We start from the raw sequence: 23,118 nt of genomic DNA, 5'->3' as shown, positions 1-23,118 counted from the left end.
TGTGGCCGTCCGGGAATGCGATACCGAGTATATGGTCGGCGCGCGAACGTCCGATTCGACGCGCGGGACGGCTATGCAGGCGACGTGCAGGTCACAGCCCGGTAACATGGCGAAGTATGCCTGGCGTCGGGTTCACCGACGACCGGCGGTTCACCCACCGACAGGGAGATGACATCCGTGGCCAATCCTCTTGAGAAGCTCCTGCGTGCGGGCGAAGGGCGGGTCATCCGCCGCCTGAATCAGGTCGTCAAGGCAGTGGGTGCACTGGAAGAGGACATCTCCAAGCTCACCGACGACGAGCTGCGCAACGAGACCACCGAGCTGCGCGCGCGCTTCGAGAAGGGTGAGACGCTCGACCAGTTGATGCCGGAGGCCTTCGCCGCCGTGCGCGAGGCCGCCAAGCGCACCCTCGGCATGCGCGCATACGACGTGCAGATCATGGGTGGGGCCGCCCTTCATCTCGGGAACATCGCCGAGATGAAGACCGGTGAGGGCAAGACCCTCGTCGCGACGCTGCCCGCGTACCTGAATGCGATCGCCGGCAAGGGCGTTCACGTCATCACGGTCAACGACTTCCTCGCCAGCTACCAGGCCGAGCTCATGGGGCGCGTGTTCCGCGCGCTCGGCATGACCACCGGCATCATCGTCTCCGGTCAGACTCCGGCAGTGCGCCGCGAGCAGTATGCCGCCGACATCACCTACGGCACGAACAACGAGTTCGGCTTCGACTACCTGCGCGACAACATGGCCTGGCGCAAGGAGGATCTCGTCCAGCGCGAGCACTTCTTCGCGATCGTCGACGAGGTCGACTCGATCCTCATCGACGAGGCGCGCACCCCGCTCATCATCTCCGGCCCGTCATCGGGCGAGGCGAACCGGTGGTTCGCCGAGTTCGCGAAGATCGCCCGCACCCTCGAGGTCGGCGAGGACTACGAGGTCGACGAGAAGAAGCGCACGGTCGGCGTCCTCGAACCCGGCATCGAAAAGGTCGAGGACTACCTCGGCATCGACAACCTCTACGAGTCCGCGAACACGCCGTTGATCTCGTTCCTGAACAACTCGATCAAGGCGCTGGCGCTCTTCAAGAAGGACACCGACTACGTCGTCATGAACGACGAGGTCATGATCGTCGACGAGCACACCGGCCGCATCCTGGTCGGTCGCCGCTACAACGAGGGCATCCACCAGGCGATCGAGGCGAAGGAGGGGGTGCCGGTCAAGGCCGAGAACCAGACCCTCGCGACCGTCACACTGCAGAACTACTTCCGTCTCTACGACAAGCTCGCCGGCATGACCGGTACGGCCGAGACAGAGGCCGCCGAGTTCATGTCGACTTACAAGCTCGGCGTCATCCCGATCCCGACCAACAAGCCGATGATCCGCAAGGATCAGTCCGACCTCGTCTACAAGAACGAGACAGCGAAGTTCGCGCAGGTGGTGGAGGACATCGCCGAACGGCACGCCGAAGGCCAGCCGGTGCTGGTCGGAACGGTGAGCGTCGAGAAGAGCGAGTACCTTTCGCGTCTGCTCGCCAAGAAGGGCATCAAGCACGAGGTCCTCAACGCGAAGAACCACGCGCGCGAGGCCGAGATCGTCGCGCGCGCCGGTCGCCTCGGTGCCGTCACGGTCGCCACGAACATGGCAGGACGAGGAACCGACATCATGCTCGGTGGAAACGCCGAGTTCCTCGCGGTCCAGGAGCTCAAGGGCAAGGGGCTCGACCCCGTGGAGACGCCCGAGGAGTACGAGGTCGCCTGGGACGAGACGTACGAAGCGATGAAGGCCGTCGTCGCCGAGGAGGCCGAGAAGGTCATCGAGGCCGGTGGCCTCTACGTGCTGGGCACGGAGCGCCACGAGTCCCGCCGTATCGACAACCAGCTCCGCGGTCGCTCCGGACGTCAGGGCGACCCGGGCGAGAGCCGCTTCTACCTGAGCCTCACCGACGACCTGATGCGTCTGTTCCAGTCGGGCGCTGCCGAGGCGATCCTCGCCAGGACCAACTTCCCCGACGACGTGCCGATCGAGTCCGGTCTCGTGTCGCGTGCGATCCGCAGCGCTCAGTCGCAGGTCGAGTCCCGCAACGCGGAGATGCGCAAGAACGTCCTCAAGTACGACGACGTCCTGAACCGTCAGCGCGAGGCCATCTACGCCGACCGCCGTCAGATCCTCCAGGGCGACGACATCGCCGACCGGGTGCAGCACTTCATCGAGGACGCCATCAGCGGTGTCGTCCGTGACCACACCGGCGAGGGCCACAACGAGAGCTGGGACTTCGACGCGCTCTGGACCGAGCTCAAGACCCTCTACCCCGTGGGGGTGACGATCGATGAGGTCGTCGCCGAGGCTGCCGACCGCAAGGGCGGTATCGACGCCGACGGCCTGACCCGCGAGCTGCTCTCCGATGCCAAGATCGCGTACGAAGCGCGTGAAGAGGCCCTCGGTGAAGCGGCGACGCGTGAGCTGGAGCGTCGCGTCGTGTTGCAGGTGCTCGATCGCCGCTGGCGCGACCACCTCTACGAGATGGACTACCTCAAGGACGGCATCGGTCTGCGGGCCATGGCCCAGCGCGATCCGCTCATCGAGTACCAGCGCGAGGGCTACGCCATGTTCCAGTCGATGATGGGGCAGATCAAGGAGGAGTCGGTCGGCTACCTCTACAACCTCGAAGTCGAGGTGCGTCGTGCCGGCGACTCCCAGACGGCGGAGGTCGAAGCCAAGGGGCTCGCCACCGATGGGGGAGAGCAGCGTCTCGAGTACTCGGCGGCCAACGATGCGGGCGAGGTCGAGGTCCGCAACGACCGCGGCCAGGTCCAGCAGGCGGCGACGGATCGCGTACGCCAGGCCGCTGCCCGCGCTCAGGCTCCGCAGAGCGAGCCGGAGGAGGCGCCGAGAGGAGCCTTCGGCCAGCGCACCGATGCAGCGACTCCGGCCGCAGGCAACCGCGAGCAGCGTCGGGCCCAGGGCAAGAAGAAGAAGTAGGGCGTGCGCAGAGGAGGGCCAGTCCGCGTGGATTGGCCCTCCTTTCGTCGCTGTAGGCTTGGCCGATGACCCCAACGCGCAACTTCGACCAGTCGTCGAAGCTCAAGAACGTCCTGTACGAGATTCGCGGAAACGCCCTCGTCGAGGCGGCGCGGCTGGAGGCGGAGGGCCACAAGATCCTCAAGCTCAACACCGGCAATCCGGCGATCTTCGGCTTCGACGCCCCGCACCAGATCGTGCGCGACATGCTGGCGGCGCTGCCGACCGCACACGGATACAGCGACAGTAAGGGCATCATCTCGGCCCGACGTGCCGTGGTGAGCCGGTACGAGGAGATCGAGGGCTTCCCCCGGTTCGACCCCGATGACGTGTACCTCGGAAACGGTGTGTCCGAGCTCATCACCATGACGATGCAGGCGCTGCTGGACGAAGGCGACGAGGTCCTCATCCCGGCACCGGACTACCCCCTCTGGACGGCGATGACCAGTCTCGCTGGCGGCACACCGGTGCATTACCTCTGCGACGAGGAAGACGAGTGGCAGCCCGACCTCGAAGACATCCGCTCGAAGATCACACCGCGGACCAAGGCTCTCGTCATCATCAACCCGAACAACCCCACCGGCGTCGTGTATTCGCGCCAGATCCTGGAGGGGCTGGTGCAGATCGCCAGGGAGCACGAGCTGCTGCTGCTCTCCGACGAGATCTACGACCGGATCCTGTTCGACGGAGCGGTGCACATCCCCACGGCCACGCTCGCTCCCGACCTGCTGTGCCTGACCTTCAACGGCCTCTCCAAGACCTATCGGGTCGCGGGATACCGGTCGGGCTGGATGGTCATCACAGGGCCGCAGGATCACGCGAAGGGCTTCCTGGAGGGCATCACGCTGCTCGCGTCCACGCGACTCTGCCCCAATGTGCCGGCGCAGCACGCCGTGCAGGCGGCGCTCTCCGGAGTGCAGTCGATCGAGGCGCTCATCGCGCCGACGGGACGTCTTCATGAACAGCGGGACATCGCGTGGAAGGGGCTCGAGTCGATCCCCGGAGTGTCGTGCGTCAAGCCCCAGGGTGCGCTGTACGCGTTCCCTCGACTCGACCCGAACGTGCACGAGATCAGGGACGACGCCCGTCTGGTGTACGACCTGCTGGTCTCGGAGCACATCCTGCTGGTCCAGGGCACCGGATTCAACTGGGCGACCCCCGACCACCTCCGACTGGTCACGCTCCCCGAACCCCGAGTGCTGAGCGAAGCCGTCGAACGATTGGGGAACTTCCTCTCGAGCTACCGGCAGTAGCCGTCGCCGGCGGGGAGAGGGATGCCGCCAGTCTCCGCACGGCGGCGGCGAACGGCGAGCGGGGCGCGACATCGGTCATCGGCCGGGCGTGCAGCAGAGCCGCATCCGCCGCGCGCAGGTCGAAGGGGAGGAAGAAGACGTCGGTGATGCCGGCGAACCTCTCCAGGGTGCGTCGCACCTGCCCGCGCGCATCGATCCCGAGGGGGCCGGGGCGCACCTGATTCACCACGACGATGACGGGCGTGGGGGAGGTGAGGTGGCGAAGCTCGGCATGATCGCGGATGAACCTGCTGATACCGAGCGGGTCGGCCGATGCGATCGCCACGATCAGATCCGCCTCCTGCAGCGCCGCCGTGGTCGCCGCGTGACGTCGTGGTCCGGCAAGGTCGTACGTGACTTCGTCGTCGGCGTCGAACGCACCGGCGACGTCCACCACTGTCTCGTCGATCCACTCGCGACAGGTGCCGAGCGCGGCGACGAGGCGCGCGGATGACAGCTCGGGCCAACGGCTGGGGCGGTTGATCCCCGGCAGCACTTCGATCTCACCCGCGCTCGTCGTCACCGTCGTCGCCAGTCGCGTCAGCTCCGCCGGATCGAGCGCGCCGCGCTCGGCCCTCCGGCAGGCGGCGGCGATGCCGGGAGCGTCGTCGCCGAGACCGAGGAGCATCGCGAGCGAAGGAGCGACGGTATCCGCGTCGACCAGGGCCGTGCGGCGTCCGGTGCGGGAGAGCTCCACGGCCAGCTGGATCGACAGGGTCGACCGCCCCGGCGCCCCATGTGGTCCCCAGACGGCGACGATACGAGGGGGGAGCTGGGCCTCTGGTGGCGGTGGCGTGTCCGTCTCGGCCAGCAGCGCGGCTGCGATCTCCCACCCCGCCGCGTCAGGTCGCAGCGCTGTGGAGAGGCCGAGACGGCCCAGCAGTCGGCTATCCTCGGCGCCGAGAGCCAGGATACGGACTCCGGCACGGTCGCACAGTGCGATCAGGTCCGCATTCAGGATCGATCGAGTGGCGGGGACGATGATCGCTTCCACCCCGTCCGGGATCTCTGCGAGTGGGGCGGCGGGGACGGTCGCGATGACATCGACGCCTTCGAGGGCGAGTTCCGCTGCCAGCTCATCCGCCCGTGGCTGCGGGATGGCCACGACGACGCCCGTCACGATCCCGCCCCGACCGGCACCACCGAGAGCGCGGAGCCTCCCGTGATCGCCGCGAGCACGTCGGCGACATCGGCGCGGTCGATCACGACCTCGAGCCGGGTTCCGGCCTCGGCGAGCACCCCCTCGGGTTCGAGCACGTCGCGGACGATCACGTCTGCGACCAGGATGCGCGGGACATCGTACGAGCGCCCTTCATCCACCGGCGGTGCCTGCCAGATCTCGACGACTGTTCCCGCGGCGACGCCTTCCGGGATTCCCGTCGTGCTCTGGATGACCACCGTCGTCGATCGGCTGTCCTCCGCATCGGTCAGCGCCGAGACGGGGACGAGTTCGCCGCCGTCGAGGGTGCGGGTCGCCACGCTGTCCGCAAGGAGGTCGTCGGGACCGAGGTATCCCTCACCGGCAGCGCCGAGTCGCACGTCGACGACCTGGAAATCCGCGGCGGTCACGGGCTGGCCCTGCGTGATCGTCCGGGTGGTCTGGAGAACGGGTACCGCATCGTCGGCGGCGGAGACGATGAGCCAGACCCCGCCGATCGACAGGGCGACCAGGGCGATGCCGATCAGGAATCGCACGTCGGCCCAGAAGGCGCGACGGGGAGGAGAGAGGGAAGCCATGGCGATATCGTCACAGAATCGGCTTCGGCGCTTCGCGAGTTATCCACAGCGAAGGATCCGGCGGCACCTGCGGGAGCGCCTGGGAGAGAATGGGCACATGGCTGCCACCCCCGTTCGCGCACCGCGTTATCTCGCGCCGGCGCAGGTGGCGGAGCTGCTGAGCATCGGCGTCGACGAGGTGGTCACCCTCGTGCAGGAGGGGAGGCTGAGGGGCGCTCGGCTCGGTTCACCGCCTCGGTGGCGAGTGGAGGAGTCCAGCCTCGACGGCTATCTGTCCGAGGAATCGGAAATCGCCCGCCGGATGGCGCTGTGGCGACAGTCTCAGACGGCGAGTTTCCCCGAGGTCTGGGGAACGTCCGCCGCTCAGGGCATCTGACCGCTCGAAGCCCGCAGCGCGACGAGCGAAGAGAACGGGACGACGCGGAACGCCTGCACCGCCGCGGCCGATCGCGCTTCGCCGGGATCGTGCACGGCCAGATCCAGATGGTCGGCGGCCGCACGATCGATGGTTCCGTGGAGGTCGTCACCGACGAGTGTGGTGATGCGCACCGGCACACGACGCCGGGCGAGATCGCGCAGCACGAAGCCGAGCGTCATCCGTTCCCGCAGTGGCACGTCGGCGGCCGTGGGCTCATCGAGACTCGCGAGGATCATCCCGTGATCCAGCGTGATCCCCGCGACCGCGAGGAGGGGGAGGATCGATGTGCCGGAAGCGGGGCTGCCGCTGCCGGTTCCTCTCGTCCTCACGGCTATCCAGTCCGCTCCGAGGGTCTGCAGCGAGACGGGGATCCGTCGCCCGCTCATGAGGTCGATGGTGGCCTCGGCGCCGCCGCCGCACAGTGCGCGCAGGCGATGGCGCAGATCCAGCCGCGCGATCCGCAGCCGCTCCGACTCGGCATCGAGCACCGCACGCTCCGCCTCCCATTCCGAGGCGAGCTGGCCCTCGAGGTCTTCGAACAGTCGGTCCCAGTGCATTCGACAGAGCGTAGGCGACCGGGATACGGGGCATACGAGTTATCCACATTCTTCGTCGATCCCGGCCCTGTCGAGATGCACGCGCTGCTGTACTGGCTCACTCGCAGACCGTCCCGATCGAGAGTCCGTCATGATGCCGCACGAGTACTTCGCACCCCAGCCGACGTCGACCAGCGAGCTTCCCGATCCTGTACCGCTTCTGCGCAGCCTCACACACGGCGTCCTCGAGGTCCTCGCCGGGGTCAGGGAGGTCGACCAGCTCGCCCGATGGCTCAGCGAAGACGCGTTCCGGAGCCTGGTGACCCGCGCGAACCTGTCCGCCAGGGCACGCAGCGCGCGCGGGGTGGTGCCCGCGCGGCCGACGTTCGAGATCAGGGCGCTGAGGGTCACAGAACCTCTCGACGGGGTGATCGAGGCCGTCGTCGTGGTGGCGGGGCCCGGCCGCACCCGGGCGGTCGCCGTCCGGCTGGAGGGAATCGATCGTCGGTGGCGCGCGACTTCGCTGGCGATTCTCTGAGGCATCTGACCGTAGGCTGGTCAGGTGTCAACCCTCAGTGATCTCGCCCATGCCCAGGGGCGCCTGAACGACAGCGATGTCGAATGGCTCCACCGACTCGCCGGCGACGGTCAGCTTCTCGCAGACCTCGCCTCTGCCGACATCGTGATCTGGATCCAGACCGAGGACGGGTCGTTCATCGCCGTCGCGCATGCCCGGCCCAGCGGTGCGGCCACGCTCTTCTATCGCGACATCGTGGGAGAGCGGGTGCGGCCCCAGTGGCGCACCCAGGTGCAGGGGGCATTCGAGTCCGCCGAGATCGTCGATTCCTCCTCGCCCGATTGGTTCGAGGAGACACCGACGAGGGTGCGAGCGGTGCCGATCGTCACCGTGAAGCGCGGAGCTGACGCCCAGTCCACTGTGATCGGGGTCGTCACCCGCCACACGAACCTCGGCGAGGTGCGCACGCCCTCGCGACAGCAGATCACGTTCGACGAGTGCGCGAACGATCTGTTCCGCATGATCGCCGACGGCAGCTTCCCTGACCTGACGGCCCCCACCTCGCCCCGCCGAGGAGCCCCTCGCGCCTCCGACGGCCTCATCCGCATCGATGTCGACGGGATCACGACCTTCGCCAGCCCGAACGCGCTCTCCGCATTCAACCGGATGGGCTTCGACGATGAGCTCGAGGGGGAATCGCTGGCCGAGGTCACCACCCGACTCGTCCCGCCCTCCCGCCAGGTCGACGAGTCGCTGCCCGTGGTCGTCACGGGGCGCGCTCCGTGGCGCACGGACATCGAGGCCCGCGGCGTGACGGTATCCCTGCGCGCCATCCCCCTCAAGGACCATGGCACGCGCATCGGCGCCATCGTGCTGTGCCGTGATGTGTCGGAGCTCCGCCATCAGGAGCAGGAGCTCATCACGAAGGACGCCACGATCCGCGAGATCCATCACCGGGTCAAGAACAATCTGCAGACCGTGGCCTCGCTCCTGCGCATCCAGGCTCGCCGCACGCACTCCGACGAGGCACGCGACGCCTTGACGCAGGCCATGCGCCGCGTGGACGCGATCGCCGTGGTGCACGACACCCTCGCTCAGGGCCTCACCCAGAAGGTCGATTTCGACGAGGTCTTCCACCGTGTGCTCAAGCTCGTCGCCGAGGTCGCCTCCGCGCCGAACACCCGAGCACGGACGCAGTCGACCGGGCGGTTCGGAGTTCTGCCGAGCGAGTACGCGACCCCGCTCGCGCTCGCACTGACGGAGGTCGTCACGAACGCGGTCGAGCATGGGCTCGCCGGCCAGGAGGGTGTCGTGACGATCGACGCGAAGCGCACAGAGGACAACCTCCGTGTCACGGTGCGCGACACCGGCCTCGGTCTGCCGGAAGGGCGGATCGGTCAGGGGCTCGGCACGCAGATCATCCGCACCCTGATCCAGGGCGAGCTCGGCGGCACCATCGAGTGGCACGGGAGCGACGGCGACGGCACCGAGGTGGTCATCGACATCCCGCTGCGCTGGCTGGAACGCTGAGCGCAGCAGGGTCCGGACAGACGGAAGCGGCCTGAGAGTCGATCTCAGGCCGCTTCCGGAAGTTCAGGAGGCGCGGCGTGCGCGGGCGGCGCGACGCTTGAGAGCGCGGCGCTCGTCCTCGGAGAGGCCGCCCCAGACGCCGGAGTCCTGGCTGGTCTCCAGGGCGTACTGCAAGCAGATCTCGGTGACCGTGCAGGTGGCGCAGACGGTCTTCGCCTTCTCGATCTGATCGACGGCCGGGCCGGTGTTCCCCACGGGGAAGAAAAGCTCGGGGTCGACAGTCAGGCAGGCGGCCTTATCGCGCCAGTCCATGGGGGCTCCTCGGTGTGGATTTCATGAGATGTCGCGATGCGACCTCTCGGATTCGGGTAGTAGTTCGGGTTCCGCTACCCTGTTGAGATGCGGACGGAATGCCCGCGAATTGTGATGCGAGCGTGAACGCTCGCCCCACGCCGCTGTGGGAGCACATGACTTTCTCTATTCTGTTACATGAAAACCGTGAAATCAAGGGTTTTCTCCTCATTCGATCCATGGGAGACACCGTGCGCGCACCCGGAATCGCCCTCGCGGCAGCAGCCGTCCTCGCTCTCGAGGCAGTGGCGCTCCTGGTCTTCGCGGTGATCGAACTCGCCGGCCTCGGTGCGGGTGACGCGGCCTCTCTCCCGACCGCCCTCGCGCTCATCGTGCTCACGCTGATCGGTGCCGCAGCCCTCGTCGCCTTCGCGGTGGGTACGCGCTCCGGGAAGTCCTGGGCGCGATCAGGGGGAGTGGTCTTCCAGGTGCTCGCCGTGGCACTCGCGCTGGCTTCTCTCACGCTGCAGCCGATCTCCTGGCCGTTCACGCTCGGAGTCGGGCTCCCCGGCCTGGTCGGCTTCGCGCTGCTGATCACGAGCGCCCGTCGCGAAGGGCCGCAGCGCGCGGCGGAGTGAGCTCGGAGCTCGGAGCTCGGATCTCCGAGGCTCGGGAGGTGCCTACGGGGCAGGTCAGGCGTCGATGCCGAGCTGTTTGCGCAGACGCGCGACGTGGCCGGTGGCCTTGACGTTGTACTGCGCGAGCACGATCGTGCCGTCCTCGTCGAGGACGAAGGTCGAGCGGATGACGCCTTCGACGAGCTTGCCGTAGTTCATCTTCTCTCCCCACGCACCGTACGCGGAGTGGACCGCGTGATCGGGGTCGCTGAGGAGCGGGAAGGTGAGGGCGTCGCGCTCGCGGAACTTCGTCAGCGTCGCGGGGTCGTCACGCGAGATGCCGACCACGCGGTAGCCGGCGCCCTGGAGGGAAGAGATGCTGTCGCGGAAGTCGCAGGCCTCGGTGGTGCATCCGGGGGTCATCGCCGCCGGGTAGAAGTACAGCACGGTCTTCTGGCCGCGCAGATCCTTGAGGCGGACGGTGTTCCCGTCCTGGTCGAGGAGTGAGAAGTCGGGGGCGGCGGTTCCTGGTTCGAGGCGCTGGGTCACGCCTCCAGCCTAACGCCCGGGCGTCTGCTCCGCCTTGTCTGCGAACGTCTGCAGCAGCCGCTGCAGAGAGTCGAGTCGCGCACGACCGGTCTCTCCCAGCTCCCCTCGTTCCGCCGCCTCGATGAGCGCGCAGTCGGGGGCATCGGCCAGATGAGTGCAGCCGCGGGGGCAGTCCTCGGCGATCGTCGCGAGCTCGGTGAAGGCCGCGAGGATGTTGGCCGGATCGACATGGCCGAGTCCGAACGAGCGCACCCCAGGGGTGTCGATCACCCAGCCGGTGCCACCCGCTCCCTGGTAACGCAGGGACACGGTCGACGACGACGTGTGGCGTCCGCGTCCTGTCACCTGATTCACGTGTCCCGTGGCGCGCAGCGCTGTGGGGACGAGTGCATTGACGAGTGTCGACTTGCCGACTCCGGAGTGTCCGACGAACACCGTGGAGTGACCGATGAGAGCCTCGCCGATCTCCTCGACGGGCATCTCGTCCTGGGAACTCGTGAAGACCCGAAGGTCCAGCCCCTCGAAATGCGTGAGGAACTCGGTCGGGTCGGCGATGTCGGTCTTCGTGACGACGAGAAGGGGGCGGATGCCGGCGTCGAGTGCTGCCACGAGATAGCGATCGACCAGGCGCGCACGGGGTTCGGGGTCGGCGGCCGCGACGACGATGAGCATCTGGTCCGCGTTGGCGACGATCACCCGCTCGACCTGGTCCGTGTCGTCCGCGCTGCGTCGGAGAAGCGAGGTCCGCTCCACGATGCCGACGATACGGGCGAGGGTGCCATCGTCTCCCGAGGTGTCGCCGACCACTCGGGCCTGGTCGCCCGTGACGATGGGTGTTCGGCGCAGCTCGCGCGCACGTGTGGTGGTGATCGTGCGCTCCTCCGCCGTGTCCTCCCCGAGCAGGACGGAGTAGCGACCCCGATCCACACCGAGCACTCGCCCCACCTGCGCGTCCTCGTGCGCGGGACGGCGCTTCGTGCGCGGCCGGTTGGCTTTGGGGTTCGGGCGGGTGCGGATGCTGCTCTCGTCGAAGTCCTCGAAGTCGTCTTCGAGGTCGTCGGCGTCGTCGAGCCAGCTCACCGTCAGACCCGCAGCATCCGCTCCCAGAGCATCGTGAACTCCGGGAGGGTCTTTGCAGTGGTGCCGATGTCGTCGATCTCCACATCGGGGACACGGAGACCGATGAGCGCGCCGGTCGTTGCCATGCGGTGGTCGTGGTGCGCAGCCCAGCGTCCGCCGTGCAGTGGGCGCGGGATGATGCGGAGTCCGTCCGGCAGTTCCTCGGCCTCGCCGCCGAGGGCACGCAGGTTCCCGATCAGCGCGGCGATTCGATCGGTCTCGTGCAGACGGATGTGCCCGATGCCGCGGATCGTCGTCGGGGAGTCCGCGAAGGCGGCGAGGCCGACCAGTGTCGGGGTGAGCTCGCTCGCCGCCGAGAGATCGAGGTCGAGACCGCGGATGCCGGAGCCCGCGCGCACCGTGAGCGTTCCGCCGTGCCGCCCGACGTGAGCTCCGGTCGCCTGGAGGATCTCCGGCAGGAGGGCGCCCGGTTGGGTGGAGTGCGGAGGCCAGCCCGTGATCGACACGGATCCACCGGTGACGAGCGCGGCGGCGAGGAACGGTGCGGCGTTCGAGAGATCGGGTTCGATCGCGATCTCCTTGGCGCGGGGGACGCCCGCCTCGACGAGCCATTCGCCGACGGCTGGGCGCTCGATGCGAATGCCTCGGCGGCTGAGAGCCTCGATGGTCATGTCGATGTGCGGAAGGCTCGGCAGGTGCTCGCCGGTGTGGACGAGGTGCAGTCCCACGTCGAAACGCGGAGCGGCGAGGAGGAGCCCGGAGACGAACTGGCTCGACGCGGAGGCATCGATCTCGATGCGACCCCCGCGGATGCGCCCGTGGCCGCGGATCGTGAACGGAAGAGCCCAGGTGCCCTCGTCGTCGATGTCGACTCCGAGGTCGCGCAGCGCGCTGATGAGGCCCCCCATCGGCCGATGGAGGGCGGTCTCGTGCGCGGTGAGATGCACGTCGTTCTCGGCGAGTCCGGCCAGCGGAGCGATGAAGCGCATGACGGTGCCGGCCTGCCCGCAGTCGATCGTGGTGCCGCCGTCGAGTCTCGCAGGGGTGACGACGAGGTCGGGCCCGAACTCATGACCGGCATCCACCTCCTCGATGCCCACCCCGAGGGCACGCAGCGCGTCGACCATGCGCGCGGAGTCGTCGGAGTGCAGAGGGGCGATCAGGCGGCCGGGACCGTCGGCGATCGCGGCGATGATCAACTCGCGGTTCGTCAGCGACTTCGAACCGGGGATCGTGAGCTCGGCGTGCACGGGCACGTCGGTCGAGGGCGCGGTGTAGGCGCCCTGCACGCGGGAGGGGGAATACCTGTTGGCGCTCATCGGTTCTCACCTTAGTAAACGCAGGGAGCTTCGTCGCGAACGACAGGCTCCCACCCCACCGAAGGAGCGAGTATGACGGCGACGTTGGAGCGCGAGGTGATCGACCTCAGCGGCCTAGACTGGCCGGTGATGGATGACACCGCAACCGCAGACACCGTCGGCGACCCTCGGCGCGAGTTCGAAGAGCAGGCGCTCCCGTTCATGGACCAGCTCTACGCCGCCGCGATGCGTATGACGCGCAATCCCGCCGACGCCGCAGACCTCGTGCAGGAGACCTTCGTCAAGGCCTATGGGTCCTGGGCGACGTTCTCGCAGGGTACGAACCTCAAGGCGTGGCTCTACCGGATCCTCACGAACACCTACATCAACATCTACCGCAAGCGTCAGCGGGAGCCGTTCCAGGGCACGATCGACGAGCTCGAAGACTGGCAGCTGGGCGGAGCGGAGTCGACGACGGCGTCGCACAGCCGGTCGGCCGAGGCGGAGGCCATCGACCGGATGCCCGCCTCCGTCGTCAAGGACGCGCTGCAGGCCGTGCCGGAGGACTTCCGTCTCGCGGTCTATCTCGCGGATGTCGAGGGTTTCGCGTATCAGGAGATCGCCGACATCATGAAGACCCCCATCGGCACCGTCATGAGCCGTCTGCACCGTGGCAGGCGGATGCTGCGGGAGCTGCTGGCAGATTACGCCGCTGAGCGGGGCATCGCCGCGGCCGAGACGAGGAGCAAGAAATGAGTGACTGCGGCTGCGACAAAGCCCGTCAGGATCTGGAGGAGTACCTCCGCAACGAGGTGTGCAAGACCGAGCACACCGAGATCCGCGAGCATCTGGAGAACTGCCCGTCCTGTCGGGATGAGGCTCTCGTCGCTACCACCCTCACCGATGTGATCGCGCGGGCCTGCAAGGAGACCGCACCCGAGGAGCTGCGCGACCAGGTGTTCGCGCGGCTGCGGGCAGTGCAGGCAGCCCAGCACTGACTCCGGGTCGGATGGCGTCGGTAGTGTGGGTGGATGACCTCCATCGATGCGAGAGACGTACCCGCTGACACCACCTCGAGGGAACGACTGGCCGGAGCCGGTCTCGACTATCGCGTCGTCGATCTGAGCGACGACCCGAAGGCATCGGCATTCGAGCGCGCGGTCGACCGGGGGTTCCTCGGGCCTGAGCCGAGCACCGAGATGATCGCCCAGGTGCGCAAGACCTTCGCCGAACGGCGGAACGTCGGGGTGTACGAGCAGGGCGCCGTCGATGCCGACCTTCCCGTCGCGACCATCAACGGCTGGGTGACGCCGCTCACCGTTTCCGGTGGGCGTGAGATCGACATGTGGGCCATCAGCGTGGTGACGGTGTCGGCGACGCATCGACGCCGCGGGATAGCCAGGGCGCTTCTCGAAGGAGAGCTTCGCGCTGCGGCAGCCTCCGGTGTGCCCATCGCCGGCCTCACGGTGTCGGAGGCGACGATCTACGGTCGCTACGGCTTCGGCTCCGCGATCCCGGTCGCGCGTCACACGGTCGACACCCGCCGCGCCGGCTGGAGCGGCCCGACCCCGCTCGGCACCCTCGAGTACGTCGACCGGGAGACCCTCGCTGCAGACCTCGGCACGGTCCACGAACGCGCACGGGGGAGGGCCGCGGGGCAGATCCCGGGCTGGCAAGGTCGATGGGAGGGGTACGCGGGCGTGTCTCCCACCCCGGACCGCGACCAGGCACGTGGGGTGCGTTATCGGGACGAAGACGGCGTGCTGCGTGGCGTCATGGCCTACACCGTCGGTGAGGCCGCCGGCACCTTCCGGTTCCGGATGGACGTGCGCCTGCTGGTCGCCGAGACGACGGACGCGCGCACGGCGCTCTGGCGCTTCGCTCTGCAGCACGATCTCGTCGACGAGGTGGTCGCCGACCTCCGCCCGGTCGACGACCCGCTGCCATGGCTCGTGCACGACACCCGCGGCGTGAAGCAGGAGGTGCACGACCACGGCTGGCTGCGCGTGCTCGACATCCCTGCCGCGCTGACCGCCCGTCGATACTCGGCGCCGATCGACACCGTCATCCGCGTGGAAGACTCCCTCGGCTTCGCGAACGGCGACTGGCGCCTGCACGTGGACGACTCCGGCGTCGCGACCGTCGATCCGGTGACCGACTCCGCGACAGACGTCGATGTCACGCTCGATGTCTCCGCGCTCTCCGCCCTGTATGCGGGAGGGGTCCGCGCTGCGACGCTGCACGGTGCCGGCCGCATCGCCGCCGATGCCGCTGCGGTCGAGGCCCTCGACCGAGCCTTCATCACCTTCCCCGCGCCGTCTCTCGACATCTGGTATTGAGTCCGCACGAGAAGGGGCGCCGCGACCTGAGTCGCGGCGCCCCTTTCGTGCAGACGATCAGCCGAGTGTGACGGCTGCCTGGATCAGCGCAGCCTGCTCTGCCGCGTGGACCTTCGAGGATCCCGTCGCCGGCGAGGCCGAAGCCGGGCGCGAGACCGGACGGAACGAACGGTCTCCCGGCACGTCGGCGAAAGCGAGCGCGAGGAAGGGCCATGCGCCCTGGTTCTCCGGCTCCTCCTGCACCCACACCAGCTCGGCGTTCGGGTAGGAATCGGTGATGGCCTTGAGGCCGTCGATCGGAGTCGGGTACAGCTGCTCGAGCCGGACCAGCGCGACCGCGGGGTTCGGGTTCTTCTCGAGCTCGGCCCGCAGGTCCCAGTGCACCTTGCCCGAGTGCACCAGCACGCGCTTGACGGCGGCGCGGTCGAGACCGCGGTCGTCGTCGAGCACAGGTTCGAACCGGCCCTGGGTGAAGGCCTCGACCGGGCTGGTCGCTCCACGCAGACGCAGCATGGCCTTCGGGGTGAACACGATCAACGGCTTGCGCGGACGGGCATAGGCCTGGCGACGCAGCAGGTGGAAGTACGAGGCCGGAGTCGACGGGCGCGAAACGATCATGTTGTCCTGCGCGCACATCTGCAGGAACCGCTCGATGCGCGCAGAGGAGTGATCCGGTCCCTGACCCTCGTAGCCGTGGGGGAGGAGCAGGGTCACACTGGACTGCTGCCCCCACTTCTGCTCGGCCGCCGAGATGTACTCGTCGATGACGGACTGAGCGCCGTTGACGAAGTCGCCGAACTGCGCCTCCCAGAGCACGAGCGCCTCGGGGGCTTCGACCGAGTAGCCGTACTCGAAGCCGAGAGCCGCGTACTCGCTCAGCAGCGAGTCGTAGACGAAGAAGCGTCCCTGGGCGTCGGAGAGGTTCGACAGCGGCAGCCATTCCTGACCGTTCGCGCGGTCGTGCAGGGTCGCGTGCCGCTGCACGAACGTGCCGCGCCGCGCATCCTGCCCGGCCAGACGAACCGGGGTGCCCTCAACGAGGAGCGAGCCGAAGGCGAGCAGCTCGCCGAAGCCCCAGTCGATGGCGCCGTTGCGGCTCATGTCGAGGCGCTTCTCGAGCAGCTGCTGGATCTTCGGGTGCACCGTGAAGCCCTCTGGCTTGTTCACGAAGGCATCGCCGATCATCTGGATGACCTCGCTCGGCACGCCGGTGACCTCCGGTGCGCCGACCTGGTCCTCGACGGGCGGCGTCTCCGGCGCGACGGGGAGGGCACCGGTCTCGGCCGCGTGCGTCTCGGCGAAGGCGATCTCCAGTCGGTTCTGGAAGTCGGCCTTGGCCTCGTCGTACTCCTGCTCGGTGATGTCACCTCGGCCGACGAGCGACTCGGTGTACAGCCGCCGGACGGAGCGCTTCGCCTGGATGAGGTCGGTCATCAGAGGCTGCGTCATCGAGGGGTCGTCTCCCTCGTTGTGGCCGCGTCGGCGGTAGCAGACCAGGTCGATCACGACATCGCGGTGGAAGCGCTCGCGGTACTCGAAGGCGAGCTGCGCGACGTGGATGACCGCCTCCGGGTCGTCGCCGTTCACGTGGAAGACCGGGGCCTGGATGGTCTTGGCCACGTCGGTCGAGTAGATCGAGGTGCGGCCGTCGTTCGGGGTGGTGGTGAAACCGACCTGGTTGTTCACCACCACGTGGATCGTGCCACCCGTGCGGTAGCCGCGCAGCTGCGACATCTGCAGGGTCTCGACCACGACACCCTGCCCGGCGAACGCGGCGTCGCCGTGCACGAGGATGGGCAGCCACGCGAACGTGCCGATGGGCTTGCGGTCCTGCTTGGCGCGGACGATGCCCTCCAGCACGCCGTCGACCGTCTCGAGGTGCGAGGGGTTGGCGGCGAGGTAGACGGGGAGCTCCGACTTGTCATCGGCGACGAAGGTGCCCTCGGTCCCGAGGTGGTACTTCACGTCACCGGATCCGCGCTGGTTGCCCGGCGTCTGCGTGCCCTCGAACTCACGGAAGACCTGACCATAGGTCTTTCCGGCGATGTTGGTGAGCACGTTCAGGCGGCCGCGGTGGGCCATGCCGATCGCAGCCCCTTCGAGGCCTGCCGTGGCCGCGCCCTGCAGGATCTCGTCGAGCAGCGGGATCAGCGACTCGCCGCCCTCGAGGGAGAAGCGCTTCTGGCCGACGAACTTGGTCTGCAGGAAGGTCTCGAACGCCTCGGCCTCGTTGAGCTTGCGGAGGACCCGCAGCTGCTCGTCGTGGCCGGGCTTCTGGTACTTGACCTCGACCTTCTCCTGGAACCAGCGGCGCTGCTCCGGGTCCTGGATGTGCATGTACTCGATGCCCAGCGTGCGGCAGTACGAGTCGCGCAGCACGCCGAGGATGTCGCGGAGCTTCGCGATGCGTCGTCCGCCGAAACCGCCGGTGACGAACTCGCGGTCGAGGTCCCAGAAGGTGAGGCCGTGGCTCTCGATCTCCAGGTCCGGGTGCGAACGCTGCACGTACTCGAGCGGGTCGATGTCGGCCATCAGGTGACCGCGCACACGGAACGAGTTGATGAGCTCCTGCACGCGGGACTGCTTGTCGACGCGCTCGGCGAGATCGACCGCGATGTCGGGGTTCCACCGGATCGGTGCGTAGGGGATGCGGAGCGCCGCGAAGATGTCGTCGTAGAAGCCGCGCTGGCCGATGAGCAGCTCGTGCACCTTCTTCAGGAACTCGCCGGAGCCGGCTCCCTGGATGACACGGTGGTCGTAGGTGCTCGTGAGCGTGATCGTCTTGCCGATCGCCAGCTCGTTGAGCGTCTTCTCGCTCGCGCCCTGGAACTCGGCCGGGTACTCGAGGGCGCCGGCGCCGATGATGCAGCCCTGGCCCTTCATGAGACGCGGCACCGAGTGCACGGTTCCGATTCCGCCGGGGTTGGTGAGCGACACCGTGGTGCCCTGGAAGTCGGCGGCGGTCAGCTTGTTGCCTCGTGCACGCGTGACCAGGTCTTCGTACGCGGAGAGGTACTCGGTGAAGGTCAGGGTGTCGGCGCGCTTGATGCTGGGCACCATGAGGGCGCGCGTGCCGTCGGGCTTGGGCAGGTCGATCGCGATGCCCAGGTTGACGTGCGCCGGTGCGACCACCGAGGGCTTGCCGTCGACCTCTGCGTAGAACACGTTCTGGCTGCGGAACTCGTCGAGGGTGCGTATGAGCGCCCAGCCGATGAGGTGCGTGAAGCTGACCTTGCCGCCGCGGGTGCGAGCCATGTGGTTGTTGATGACGATGCGGTTGTCGATCATCAGCTTCGCGGGCACGGTGCGCACGCTCGTGGCGGTCGGCACGGTGAGCGACTCGTCCATGTTCGCCGCGAGGGTCTTCGGCAGACCGCGCAGCGGTGTGACCTTGTCCTCTTCGGCGGGAGCGGGAGCCTCCTTGGACTCCGACTTCGCGGCGGGCTTCGGGGCCTGGGCGGGGATGGGGGCGGCCGCGGCGGGCTTGGCGGTGGTGCGCGCGACGGGCTGGGAGCCGATCACGGGGATCGGTGCCGTCACGGGGTGCGCAGCCTGGGCCGGTGCGTCGGACGCTGCGGCGGGAGCAGCGGACGCCGTCTCGGAGTGGTACTTCTCCAGGATGGGCCACCACTCCTTGTCGACGGAGTCGCGGTTCACCTTGAACTGCTCGTAGAGCTCTTCAACGAGCCAGGAATTGGCTCCGAACCCCCCGTCGCCGTTGACGCCGGTCACCTGGTTCGACACTCTCGATCGCCCTCTTTCATCGCTGAAGCTCTCTGGTGCGGACGTCGACGCAGGATGCGTTCGGGCCCGCACACTCTCGACCAACAAGCCTAACGTGTTTCCCTTGGGGAATCGTCGAAGCCGAGCGCCCACCGCGTCGCGATCTGGGTACCGTGGAACCATGAAGTTCTCTGGAGCGCAGCCGACCGTCGATCTGACCTACTCCGACGTCTTCCTGGTACCCCGCAGATCCGCGGTCACCAGCCGTCTCCAGGTCGATCTCGCGCCGCAGGACGGCACGCCGGCGACGCTGCCTTTGGTCGCGGCCAACATGAACTCCGTGACGGGTCCGCGCATCGCCGCTGTACTCGCTCGGCGTGGCGCCCTCGGGGTGCTGCCGCAGGACCTGCCTCTGCAGGAACTCGATGCCGCGATCCGTGAGGTGAAGTCGCAGCCCGTGCTCTGGGACACGCCGATCGTGCTGCCCCCGGAAGCCTCGGCTGCTGACGCGCTCCGCCTGCTGCCGGCGACCAGCGGTCACGGCATCGTCGTCGCCCGTGGCGCTGCCCCCATCGACGTCGGCCGGATCCTCGGCATCCTGCCCGCGACCAGGCTGGCGACCGCGCTCCCCGATGCGCAGCTGGGTGACCTGGTGCATCGCGGCACGCCATCGATCGACGCGGACGACATCGGCTCTGAGCGGCACGCGTTCGACGTCATCACCGACGCGGGCGTCGAGATGGTCACCGTCGTGCACCACGGGCACCTCGTCGGCACACTGAGCGCCCGCAGCGCGCTTCGTTCGACGCTGTACCGTCCGGCCGTCGACGCCGACGGGCGCCTCGCCGTCGCCGCCGCGGTCGGCATCAACGGCGACGTCGCGGCCAAGGCCAAGGCCCTCGCCGCCGCCGGCGTCGACGTGCTGGTGGTGGACACCGCCCACGGACACCAGGAGGGCATGCTGCGAGCGCTGCGGGCCGTCGCCGAGCTCGACCTCGGTCTTCCCGTCGTCGCGGGCAACATCGTCACCGCGGAGGGCGTGGCCGACCTGGTCGACGCCGGTGCGTCGATCCTCAAGGTCGGCGTGGGTCCCGGCGCGATGTGCACCACCCGCATGATGACCGCGGTCGGCCGCCCGCAGTTCTCCGCTGTGCTCGAGACGGCACAGGCGGCGCGGGAGCTCGGCGCGCACGTCTGGGCAGACGGGGGAGTGCGCTACCCCCGCGATGTCGCCCTGGCCCTCGCCGCAGGTGCCGCCTCCGTCATGGTCGGTTCGTGGTTCGCGGGGACGATCGAAGCGCCGGGCGAGTTGCAGCGCGATGCGGAAGGGCGCCTGTTCAAGGAGTCGTGGGGCATGGCGTCGACCAAGGCGGTCCAGGCCCGCTTCGGCAGGCTCGACGCCTACGAGCGTGCGCGCAAGGAGCTGTTCGCTGAGGGGATCTCTTCATCGAAGATCTACCTCGAGCCGCTCCGGCCCGGCGTCGAGGATCTCCTCGACATGATCACCTCGGGGGTGCGATCCTCGTTCACCTACGCCGGGGCTGCATCCGTCCCGGAGTTCCATGACCGCGCCGTCGTGGGTCTGCAGTCGGCGGCCGGCTACGAAGAGGGCAAGGCGCTTCCGGTCAGCTGGTGATCGTTGCGCGCATACACGGTCGTGTTGGGTACAATCGTCGGCATAATGGACGACCCTCCCAGTTGTAGAACATCGCCCCACTGTCCGCCTCTCTCACAGGAGAGGAACCTCTGATGGACTACATCATGTTGGGCGTGGGGCTCCTGCTCACGGTCGGCACCGGCCTCTTCGTCGCCAGCGAGTTCGCCCTGGTGAACCTCGATCGCGCGGAACTCGAGGCCAGGCAGGCGAGAGGCGAGTCGCGGCTCTCCCTCACCATCAGCGCCCTCAAGCACACGTCGACCCATCTCTCCGCTGCGCAGCTCGGGATCACGCTGACGACCCTGCTCACCGGGTACATGATGGAGCCGGCGCTGTCGAACCTGCTGCGTCCGACGTTCATCGCCTGGAGCATCCCCGAGGCGGCCGTCACCCCGATCGCGACCATCGTGGCGATGCTGGTGGCGACGGTGCTCTCGATGATCCTCGGCGAGCTCGTCCCGAAGAACTTCGCCCTCGCGCTGCCTCTGGCCACTGCGAAGCTCGTGGTCCCGTTCCAGATCGCCTTCACGACCGTGTTCAAGCCGGCCGTCGTGGTGCTCAACGGCAGCGCGAACGGCGTGCTGCGCAGCATGGGCATCGAGCCGAAGGAGGAGCTCTCGGGGGCCCGGAGCGCTGAGGAGCTCTCCTCTCTCGTGCGCCGTTCCGCCAGCGCCGGTCTGCTGGAAGCCGATACAGCGACGCTCCTCGACCGCACGCTCACCTTCGCCCGGCTGACCGCCGCCGATGTGATGACGGCGCGTCCGAGCATGCATGCGATCGCGGCCGGCGACTCCGCCGACGACGTCATCCAGCTCGCCCGACGCACCGGGCACAGCCGTTTCCCGGTGTACGACGACGACCTGGACGACATCACCGGTGTCGTCCACCTCAAGGCGGCCATCTCCGTGCCTCGAGAGCGTCGGACCGAGGTTCCTGCCGGCGCGTTGGCGACGGAACCGCTCCGGGTGCCGGAGACGGTGCACGTCGACGCCCTGATCGCCGAGCTGCGGGCACGCGGCTACCAACTGGCCGTCGTCGTCGACGAGTACGGCGGCACGGCCGGTCTGGTGACCCTCGAAGACCTGGTCGAAGAGCTCGTGGGCGAGGTCGCCGACGAGCACGATCGCACCAGGGCCGGAGTGATCCGCAACCGCGAGGGCATCACGTTCCCCGGGGAGCTCCGACCGGACGAGCTGCGTCGTCGCGCCGGCGTCGAGGTGCCGGAGGGCGACGTCTACGACACCGTCGGCGGCTACGTCATGAGCGTGCTCGAACGGGTTCCGTCGGTCGGCGACGAGGTCGAGCTCGACACCGGCACGCTCCAGGTCGTGCGCATGGACGGTCGGCGAGTCGATCGGGTGCGCTACGTGCCGAGACCGCTCGCTGTCGATGAGGAGGTGACCCGATGAGCGATTGGGGCGGACTCGCCTGGCTCGTCGTGCTCCTGGTCGCGAACGCGTTCTTCGTCGGCGGCGAGTTCGCCGTGATCTCGGCCAGAAGATCGCAGATCGAGCCGCGCGCGGATCAGGGTTCGCGTGCAGCGAAGACGGCCCTTTACGCGATGGAGCATGCCACTCTCATGCTCGCGACCTCGCAGCTCGGCATCACGATCTGCTCGCTGCTGATCCTCAACGTGTCGGAGCCGGCCATCCACCACCTGCTGTCGGTGCCGCTGCATGCGCTGGGGTGGCCGGACGGCGCCGTCGATGCCGTGTCGTTCACGGTCGCGCTGCTGGTCGTCTCGTTCCTGCACGTGGTGTTCGGTGAGATGGTGCCGAAGAACCTCGCCTTCTCAGTGCCGGACCGCGCTGTGCTGATCCTCGCCCCGCCGCTGGTCTGGGTGTCGAAGGTCTTCATGCCGGTGATCTGGGTGCTCAACGCGGCGGCGAACGGCGTGCTGCGCCTGTTCCGCGTCGAGCCGAAGAATGAAGCGGCATCCACGTTCACGCTCGAAGAGGTTGCGACCATCGTCAGCCAGTCGCGTCGCGAGGGCGTGCTCATGGACACGGCGGGAACCGTCGCCGCCGCCGTCGAGTTCACCGACAAGAAGGCCAGGGATGTCGCTGTGCCCTTGAGCGATCTGGTCACTCTTCCGCAGTCGACGACGCCGGACGACATCGAGAAGGCGGTCGCCCGCTACGGGTTCTCGCGTTACGTGATCGTCGACGACGAGTCGGTTCCGATCGGCTACGTTCACCTCAAGGACATCCTGCGGGCGTCCGAGGGAGCGGACGCCGAGACCAAGATGATCCAGCCGGTCCCGGCCAAGCGTATCCACCACATGGTGCCCGTTCAGGAGAACACCGACCTCGAGGACGCCCTCGCGGTCATGCGCCGCGCGGGCCGGCACCTGGCCAAGGTGCGGGACGCGGAGGGGAACACCACCGCTGTCCTGTTCCTCGAGGACATCCTGGAGGAACTGGTCGGCGAGGTTCAGGACGCGACACGTCGCTTCCGCGGACGCTGATCCTCCACCGCACGACGAAGGCCGCCGAATCCTGCACGGATCGGCGGCC

The 23,118-nt window shown here is 68.1% G+C and carries 20 protein-coding genes; 12 read left to right on the top strand and 8 right to left on the bottom strand.

The annotated features are described in order from the left end of the window. The first annotated feature begins 177 nt into the window (after window positions 1-177). Together secA and AAY78_RS17025 are read left to right on the top strand one after the other, a co-directional pair. Window positions 178-2,979: a preprotein translocase subunit SecA gene (gene secA / locus AAY78_RS17030; RefSeq protein ID WP_046749819.1), complete on the top strand. Its 2,802-nt coding sequence runs from the start codon at window positions 178-180 to the stop codon at window positions 2,977-2,979. A 65-nt stretch (window positions 2,980-3,044) separates the two neighbouring features. Continuing rightward, window positions 3,045-4,271 (top strand): pyridoxal phosphate-dependent aminotransferase, encoded by a 1,227-nt coding sequence (locus AAY78_RS17025; RefSeq protein ID WP_046749485.1) that lies wholly within the window; start codon window positions 3,045-3,047, stop codon window positions 4,269-4,271. Here AAY78_RS17025 and AAY78_RS17020 read toward each other — a convergent pair. Together AAY78_RS17020 and AAY78_RS17015 are read right to left on the bottom strand one after the other, a co-directional pair. Then, complete coding sequence (locus AAY78_RS17020) at window positions 4,195-5,430, bottom strand: AAA family ATPase (protein WP_046749484.1); 1,236 nt, start codon at window positions 5,428-5,430, stop codon at window positions 4,195-4,197. The genes AAY78_RS17025 and AAY78_RS17020 overlap by 77 nt on opposite strands. Next, complete coding sequence (locus tag AAY78_RS17015) at window positions 5,427-6,047, bottom strand: SAF domain-containing protein (RefSeq protein ID WP_046749483.1); 621 nt, start codon at window positions 6,045-6,047, stop codon at window positions 5,427-5,429. The genes AAY78_RS17020 and AAY78_RS17015 overlap by 4 nt, the downstream gene beginning before the upstream one ends. A gap of 97 nt (window positions 6,048-6,144) precedes the next feature. Here AAY78_RS17015 and AAY78_RS17010 point away from each other — a divergent pair, with 97 nt between their 5' ends. Beyond that, window positions 6,145-6,423, top strand: a complete 279-nt coding sequence (locus tag AAY78_RS17010; protein WP_046749818.1) for a helix-turn-helix domain-containing protein — start codon at window positions 6,145-6,147, stop codon at window positions 6,421-6,423. On the opposite strand, the gene AAY78_RS17005 is transcribed toward AAY78_RS17010, so the two are convergent. Beyond that, the gene (locus AAY78_RS17005) at window positions 6,411-7,022 is read right to left on the bottom strand and encodes a hypothetical protein (protein ID WP_046749482.1); all 612 of its coding nucleotides are present in this window, start codon (window positions 7,020-7,022) and stop codon (window positions 6,411-6,413) included. The genes AAY78_RS17010 and AAY78_RS17005 overlap by 13 nt on opposite strands. A gap of 130 nt (window positions 7,023-7,152) precedes the next feature. On the opposite strand from AAY78_RS17005, the gene AAY78_RS17000 reads away from it, so the two are divergent. Together AAY78_RS17000 and AAY78_RS16995 are read left to right on the top strand one after the other, a co-directional pair. Next, window positions 7,153-7,539, top strand: a complete 387-nt coding sequence (locus tag AAY78_RS17000) for an Rv3235 family protein (protein ID WP_045262053.1) — start codon at window positions 7,153-7,155, stop codon at window positions 7,537-7,539. 24 nt (window positions 7,540-7,563) lie between these two features. Next, on the top strand, window positions 7,564-9,048 hold the full coding sequence (locus tag AAY78_RS16995) for a sensor histidine kinase (RefSeq protein ID WP_046749481.1): 1,485 nt from the start codon (window positions 7,564-7,566) through the stop codon (window positions 9,046-9,048). 63 nt (window positions 9,049-9,111) lie between these two features. On the opposite strand, the gene AAY78_RS16990 is transcribed toward AAY78_RS16995, so the two are convergent. Beyond that, window positions 9,112-9,360, bottom strand: coding sequence for a WhiB family transcriptional regulator (locus tag AAY78_RS16990; protein ID WP_017203224.1), 249 nt, complete (start codon window positions 9,358-9,360; stop codon window positions 9,112-9,114). Window positions 9,361-9,590: 230 nt separating this feature from the next. Between AAY78_RS16990 and AAY78_RS16985 the strand changes: the two genes are divergently transcribed. Beyond that, entirely contained in the window at window positions 9,591-9,977 is a 387-nt protein-coding gene (locus tag AAY78_RS16985; protein ID WP_231589744.1) for a hypothetical protein, read from the top strand. A gap of 54 nt (window positions 9,978-10,031) precedes the next feature. Here AAY78_RS16985 and bcp read toward each other — a convergent pair whose 3' ends face one another. From bcp to aroA, 3 genes are read right to left on the bottom strand one after another with little or no spacing between them, the layout of a single operon-like run. Beyond that, entirely contained in the window at window positions 10,032-10,505 is a 474-nt protein-coding gene (gene bcp, locus AAY78_RS16980) for a thioredoxin-dependent thiol peroxidase (protein ID WP_046749479.1), read from the bottom strand. Between the two features lie 9 nt (window positions 10,506-10,514). Then, window positions 10,515-11,585, bottom strand: a complete 1,071-nt coding sequence (gene rsgA / locus AAY78_RS16975; protein ID WP_046749478.1) for a ribosome small subunit-dependent GTPase A — start codon at window positions 11,583-11,585, stop codon at window positions 10,515-10,517. Window positions 11,586-11,587: 2 nt separating this feature from the next. After that, window positions 11,588-12,904, bottom strand: a complete 1,317-nt coding sequence (gene aroA, locus AAY78_RS16970; protein ID WP_046749477.1) for a 3-phosphoshikimate 1-carboxyvinyltransferase — start codon at window positions 12,902-12,904, stop codon at window positions 11,588-11,590. 72 nt (window positions 12,905-12,976) lie between these two features. Here aroA and AAY78_RS16965 point away from each other — a divergent pair, with 72 nt between their 5' ends. Genes AAY78_RS16965 through AAY78_RS16955 form a run of 3 tightly spaced genes read left to right on the top strand, consistent with a single transcriptional unit; the run spans window position 12,977 to window position 15,222 of the window. Beyond that, window positions 12,977-13,639, top strand: a complete 663-nt coding sequence (locus tag AAY78_RS16965) for a sigma-70 family RNA polymerase sigma factor (protein ID WP_046749476.1) — start codon at window positions 12,977-12,979, stop codon at window positions 13,637-13,639. After that, window positions 13,636-13,881: a zf-HC2 domain-containing protein gene (locus tag AAY78_RS16960; protein WP_046749475.1), complete on the top strand. Its 246-nt coding sequence runs from the start codon at window positions 13,636-13,638 to the stop codon at window positions 13,879-13,881. The genes AAY78_RS16965 and AAY78_RS16960 overlap by 4 nt, the downstream gene beginning before the upstream one ends. 33 nt (window positions 13,882-13,914) lie before the next feature. Continuing rightward, a complete protein-coding gene (locus AAY78_RS16955) occupies window positions 13,915-15,222 on the top strand; it encodes a GNAT family N-acetyltransferase (protein WP_046749474.1) in 1,308 nt (435 codons plus the stop codon). A gap of 57 nt (window positions 15,223-15,279) precedes the next feature. Here AAY78_RS16955 and AAY78_RS16950 read toward each other — a convergent pair whose 3' ends face one another. Then, window positions 15,280-18,966: a multifunctional oxoglutarate decarboxylase/oxoglutarate dehydrogenase thiamine pyrophosphate-binding subunit/dihydrolipoyllysine-residue succinyltransferase subunit gene (locus AAY78_RS16950; RefSeq protein WP_046749473.1), complete on the bottom strand. Its 3,687-nt coding sequence runs from the start codon at window positions 18,964-18,966 to the stop codon at window positions 15,280-15,282. A gap of 160 nt (window positions 18,967-19,126) precedes the next feature. On the opposite strand from AAY78_RS16950, the gene AAY78_RS16945 reads away from it, so the two are divergent. The 3 genes from AAY78_RS16945 (at window position 19,127) to AAY78_RS16935 (ending at window position 23,069) form a co-directional block, all read left to right on the top strand. Then, window positions 19,127-20,581, top strand: coding sequence for a GuaB1 family IMP dehydrogenase-related protein (locus AAY78_RS16945; RefSeq protein WP_046749472.1), 1,455 nt, complete (start codon window positions 19,127-19,129; stop codon window positions 20,579-20,581). Window positions 20,582-20,694: 113 nt separating this feature from the next. After that, the gene (locus AAY78_RS16940; RefSeq protein WP_046749471.1) at window positions 20,695-22,011 is read left to right on the top strand and encodes a hemolysin family protein; all 1,317 of its coding nucleotides are present in this window, start codon (window positions 20,695-20,697) and stop codon (window positions 22,009-22,011) included. Beyond that, the gene (locus tag AAY78_RS16935; RefSeq protein WP_046749470.1) at window positions 22,008-23,069 is read left to right on the top strand and encodes a hemolysin family protein; all 1,062 of its coding nucleotides are present in this window, start codon (window positions 22,008-22,010) and stop codon (window positions 23,067-23,069) included. The genes AAY78_RS16940 and AAY78_RS16935 overlap by 4 nt, the downstream gene beginning before the upstream one ends. The last annotated feature ends 49 nt before the right edge of the window (window positions 23,070-23,118 follow it).

Source organism: Microbacterium sp. Ag1 (genome assembly GCF_001005635.1).
Taxonomy (GTDB): domain Bacteria; phylum Actinomycetota; class Actinomycetes; order Actinomycetales; family Microbacteriaceae; genus Microbacterium; species Microbacterium oxydans.
Note: the sequence above shows the minus strand (reverse complement) of the source record. Positions and strands in the feature narration are given on the sequence as shown.